The organism is Streptomyces torulosus, from assembly GCF_001419765.1.
Lineage (GTDB): Bacteria > Actinomycetota > Actinomycetes > Streptomycetales > Streptomycetaceae > Streptomyces > Streptomyces torulosus.
The window spans coordinates 1-4,825 of sequence record NZ_LIRK01000898.1; the positions used below are offsets into that span (position 1 = coordinate 1).

5 protein-coding genes are annotated in these 4,825 nt (G+C 71.8%); all 5 read left to right on the forward strand.

What is annotated here, in order from left to right; genetic code table 11:
- The first annotated feature begins 644 nt into the window (after positions 1 to 644).
- Positions 645 to 1,019 carry a hypothetical protein gene (locus tag AOK23_RS42120; protein WP_055522109.1) on the forward strand — a complete coding sequence of 125 codons (375 nt, stop codon included), beginning with the start codon at positions 645 to 647 and terminating at the stop codon, positions 1,017 to 1,019.
- A gap of 209 nt (positions 1,020 to 1,228) precedes the next feature.
- Positions 1,229 to 2,140, forward strand: a complete 912-nt coding sequence (locus AOK23_RS42125; protein ID WP_157878323.1) for a hypothetical protein — start codon at positions 1,229 to 1,231, stop codon at positions 2,138 to 2,140.
- A complete protein-coding gene (locus AOK23_RS42130; protein ID WP_055717674.1) occupies positions 2,137 to 2,595 on the forward strand; it encodes a hypothetical protein in 459 nt (152 codons plus the stop codon). The genes AOK23_RS42125 and AOK23_RS42130 overlap by 4 nt, the downstream gene beginning before the upstream one ends.
- A gap of 5 nt (positions 2,596 to 2,600) precedes the next feature.
- Positions 2,601 to 4,253: a peptidoglycan-binding protein gene (locus AOK23_RS42135; protein WP_107103002.1), complete on the forward strand. Its 1,653-nt coding sequence runs from the start codon at positions 2,601 to 2,603 to the stop codon at positions 4,251 to 4,253.
- The coding region (locus tag AOK23_RS42140; RefSeq protein ID WP_157878325.1) for an ABC transporter ATP-binding protein at positions 4,250 to 4,825 on the forward strand (576 nt) is incomplete at its 3' end. The genes AOK23_RS42135 and AOK23_RS42140, both read left to right, overlap by 4 nt.

Below are 4,825 nucleotides of genomic sequence, written 5' to 3' on the forward strand. Positions count from 1 at the left end.
CGTCCCCACCCCTGCGCGCCGGGGTCCCGGGCGGCGGCGCGCAGGGGTGGGGACGGCGGGGCGCTTCGACGGCGGTCCCGGGGCGCATTCGGGGCGCATTCGGGGCGACAGCGGAGTCGGAGCGGGTTGCTCGTGTGAGTTCCCAGCTCCTCGCGGGCTTTATGAAATGGGGCCCTGTGGATGGATCTTCTTCACTTGATCCATATTCTCAGAGGTGCCGAGTTCACCGTTCCCGTGCGCGGGAAATCGTGGATCCGTGCGGCACTTGGATGCCCTTGCAGCCCCTATCCGAAATCTGTTGAAACGGGGAAGGTCGATAAGGGGGGCGTGGGCCTGAAAGTGGAATGGTGATCGTGGCCGTATGGGGCGGCGGGGTGAACGGCTCGGCTGACGGATCGTCGACCGAGGGATCACCGGACCCGCCAACTGCCCTTCAATATGGCTGAGTTGCAGTCGTTCGCCGTACGGGGCGCGTGGTTAGCTTCCTTCTGGGACGCCAGGGGGGCATAAGGTCCAGACTTGCTCGTGGCGGTCCCTGTTCTTCGGGGGGAGAGCGTCTTAGGGACGCGTTCTGCCGCACATCTTCTCCTTCCTGCACGGCCCTGCGCATTTCCGCGCAGTAACCTCTCAGGGAAGGCTCATCCATGATCATGCGAAAGGTGGCTGCCGGGCTGCTCGGCGCGGCGGCCCTGACCGGTGCGGGTCTCGTCACCGCGGCGCCCGCACAGGCCGACACGGTCGTTGGTATCTTCTATCTGCACGCCAATTACGGCGGTTCCACCTACACGGTCACCGCCGGCGGTACCACGTCCTGCACCGCCACGACGAGTGACTCGGACTTCACGTCCGGGTTCAGCAGTGCCTGGAACGACCAGGCGTCGTCGCACCGCGGCTTCGCCAACTGCGCGATCAAGGTGTACGAGCACGCGGGCCAGGGCGGCGCCTCGCTGCCCTACTACGTCTCGACGTCGGGCTACGGCGTCCTGAACGACCAGGTCAGCTCCGCCAGATACTCCTGACGGATCCGTCCGTCCCTTCCGACGGACGGATCGGCCCGGCGGTGCCGGGAGCGGGGTTCGGCCCCGTCTCCCGGCATCGCGTTCGCATGTGCACCACCCACGGGGAACAGCACGGCATACGGGGAACGGCGCGACGCACGGAGAACTGCGCGACACACGCGGCATCACGGATGCGCGGACGCACCAGCGTACGAACGTAGGGGAGAGCGATGCGGGCACGGACCGGTGTCAGGGGGATCGCGGCGGCAGTGGCGTTATGGGGCCTCGCCGCCTGCACGGACGGTGGGGGCGGAGACGGCGAGCCGCCGGAGATCAGGACGATCCCCACGGTGAGGAGTTCGGCGGACCTCCCGGCCCTGCCCATGGAGCAGTACGTCTTCAGCGGCGAGGACCTGCGCGCCTACACCCAGGCCGGTGCCGTGCTCTCGCGGCGCTGCATGGAGCGCTTCGGGATGAACTGGATCTCGGACAAGGACGCGACCCGCGACCTCCCCGACCTCACCGTCGACCCGACCCGCTACTTCACCATCATCGACGCGGACGCCGCCCGCGAACACGGCTACGCCGACCCCCGCGGCGACGGCGACGAACAGCAGAAGACAAGCAGCTCCTACGAGCCGACGGACGCGGAACGCTCGGTCTACAACGGCTCGGCGAAGAACGTCACCGACACCTCCGGACGTCGGCTCGGCAAGGGCGGCTGCGCCGCCGAGGTGGACAAGAGGCTGGACGAGGGCGGCGTGAAGGGCATCGACGCGCTCAAGGTCGGCAACGAGTTCTACACCCTGTACGGCAAGGTCCAGCGGGACAGCCGGGTGACCGAGGCATTCGAGAAGTGGTCCGCCTGCTTGAAGAAGAAGGGTTTCACCTACGCCACCCCGATGGACGCCGCGAACGACCCCGAGTGGGTCTCGGGCGCCGACACCAAGGCCGCCGTCTCCGTCGCCACGGCGGACGTCGCCTGCAAGCAGCGGCTCAACACCGTCGGCATCTGGTACGCGGTGGCAGAGGCGTACCAGCGCACCTACATCGATGAGAAGGCCGAGCACTTCGCGGACGTCCTAGCCACGAAGAAGGCGCTGGTCAAGAACGCGGCGGACATCATCGGAGGGGCCGAGTGAGGACGGCGCGGGCCGGGGCGGCCGCGGCGGCGCTCGTACTCATGACCGTCCTCGGCGCCTGCTCGGACGACGGCGGCACCGACGGTCCCGGCGAGGCGAAGGGCTCCGCGGACAGCGCCGAGCGCGGGGCCGGAGCGTACAAGGACTGCCTGGCCGCTCATGACGTCGAGATGTCCGGGACGACCGTCGAGGAGGGCGGCGTGGACCCGGCGGCGCTCGGACGCGCCTACCGCGAGTGCCGCGACGTCGCGCCGGACGGGGTGAAGGTCCCCGTCACGGAGTGGGAGTTGGGGCTGCTGCGGGACTTCGTCTCCTGCATGCGGGACAAGGGGTACGACGGGTACGGCGACCCCGACCCGGAGACCGGCGAGTTCGACCTGCCCGCCGACAGTGAGATCGACAAGGACGCCGAAGGGCAGTGCATGGCCCGGGCCGAGCAGAAAGCCGGGCAGTGAGCACCATGACGGACCAGCCGGGCGGCGAGGCCGTCGAGGAGGGCGACCGGGAGGGGAACGGGGAGGGGAACGAGGAGGGTCCTGCGCAGGGCGCTCACGAGGAGCCCGCTGGGGAAGCCGGAGAGGCCCCTGGAAAGGAACCCGGAGAGGCCCCTGGAGAGGAACCCGGAGAGGGCCCTGGTGAGGAACCCGGGGGCCGTTCGCCGCAGTGGGCCGGTCGGCGGGCGCTGGTCGCGGTCGTCGTGACCGCCGCGCTGTTCTCCGCCGTCGGCGTCGGCGCCGGGATGTGGATCAAGTCGCCGGCCCAGCGCGCCGCGGACGCCGCGCCGCCCCCGTCGTCGCTGCTCACCCGCCCCGTGGAGCAACGGGTGCTCACCAGCGACGTGGTCACCCGCGGAACCGTGACCGCCGAGCAGTCCGTCACCGTCTCGCCGCAGACCGGCGCGGGCGCCGAGGGCACCGCCGGAGCGGTCGTCAGCGGCGTGCCGGTGAAGGCGGGCTCCCCGGTCAGACCCGGACAGGTCCTCCTGGAGGTCTCCGGGCGGCCGGTGTTCGCGCTGGAGGGCACCATCCCGGCGTACCGGGACCTGAAGCCCGGCATGCGGGGACAGGACGTCACGCAGCTCCGGAACGCGCTGAGGAAACGGGGCCTCGACAGCGGCCAGGACGCCGACGGGGTCTTCGGCCCCGCCACCAAGGCGGCCCTGGCTTCCTTCTACTCCTCCATCGGCTACGAGCCGCTGCCCGCGACGGACGACGGCGGGGAGACCCTGAAGGCCGCCGCCACCGCACTCACCGCCGCGGAACGCGCGGTCGAGGACGCACGGACCGCGCTCTCCGACGCCTACGCCACCCTGCGGAACGCGGCCGCCGGCGCCGACCGCACCGAGGCCCGGCGGGCCGTGCGGACCGCCCGGCGGACACTTGCCCGGGCCATCGAGGACCGCGACACCGCGCGCGCCGACCGCAGGGCCGCCGAGGACAGCGCCGGGCCCACGCTGCCCGCCGCCGAGGTGGTCTTCCTCTCCGGGTTCCCGGCCCGCGTCGACGAGGTGGACGCGCATGTCGGCGGCGCGGTGGGCGAGCGGGCGATGACCGTCTCGGCCGGCAAGCTCCTCGTCCACGCCCGGGTCAACCAGCTCCAGGTGGACCTGCTCAAGACCGGCCAGCCCGCGGAGATCTACGCCGAGCTGGGGCAACGGCGGTTCTCCGCGCGGCTCGTCTCCGTCGCGGACACCCCCGGTTCGCCGCGGCGGGACACCGAGGGCGGCGACGAGGACACGGGGGACGAGCGGAGCGCTGAGGGTTCCGGCTATCTCGTCGTCCTGCGCCCCGACAAGCCGATCGGGGCCGAGCTGTCCGGACAGGACGTCCGCGTCACCATCCGGGCCGCCTCCACGAAGGGCCGGGAACTGGTCGTCCCCATCACCGCGGTCACCGCCGGGCGCGGCGGAACGCTGTACGTGACCGTGGTCGACGCCGGAGGCGGGCAGCGGCGGATCGACGTACGGGAACTGACCAGCGGCGGCGGCTTCGTCGCGGTGGAGCCGCTCCGGGCGGGTTCCCTCCGCGAGGGCGACCGGGTGATGACCGGCGTCGCCGCGGACTCCCCGGCGGGCCGCCAGGACACGGGCGACGACGGACAGGACCTGTCATGAGCGAGGCACCGGACCCCCGGGGCACCGGGGAGCCCGCGGGGCGGTCCGGTGATGCGCCGGTGATCGAGTTCCGGGGGGTCGGGCGTACCTATCCCGGTCGGCCGCCGGTCGCCGCGCTGAAGCCGTGCGATCTGGTCGTACGGCCCGGGGAGTTCCTCACCGTCACCGGGCCCTCCGGGTCCGGGAAGTCGACCCTCCTCAACGTGCTCGGCCTGCTCGACCGGCCCACCACCGGCACCTACCTCCTCGACGGCCTGGACACCGGCGCCCTCGGCGAACCCGCCCGCACCGCGCTGCGCGGCCGTCGCGTCGGCTTCGTCTTCCAGTCCTTCCATCTGCTGCCGCACCGCACCGCCCTGGAGAACGTCGAACTCGGCATGGTCTACAACGGCACCCCCCGCTCCGAACGCGCCGGCCGCGCCCGCGCCGCCCTGGTCAGGGTCGGGCTCGGCCACCGGCTCGGCGCTCTGCCGACCCGGATGTCCGGCGGGGAACGGCAGCGGGTCGCCATCGCCCGCGCCCTCGTCCACCGGCCGTCCCTCCTGCTGTGCGACGAGCCGACCGGCAACCTC

Coding starts and splice junctions, on each gene's coding strand:
- AOK23_RS42120 (WP_055522109.1), top strand. CDS start 645: ATGATCATGCGAAAGGTGGCTGCCGGGCTGCTCGGCGCGGCGGCCCTG.
- AOK23_RS42125 (WP_157878323.1), top strand. CDS start 1,229: ATGCGGGCACGGACCGGTGTCAGGGGGATCGCGGCGGCAGTGGCGTTA.
- AOK23_RS42135 (WP_107103002.1), top strand. CDS start 2,601: ATGACGGACCAGCCGGGCGGCGAGGCCGTCGAGGAGGGCGACCGGGAG.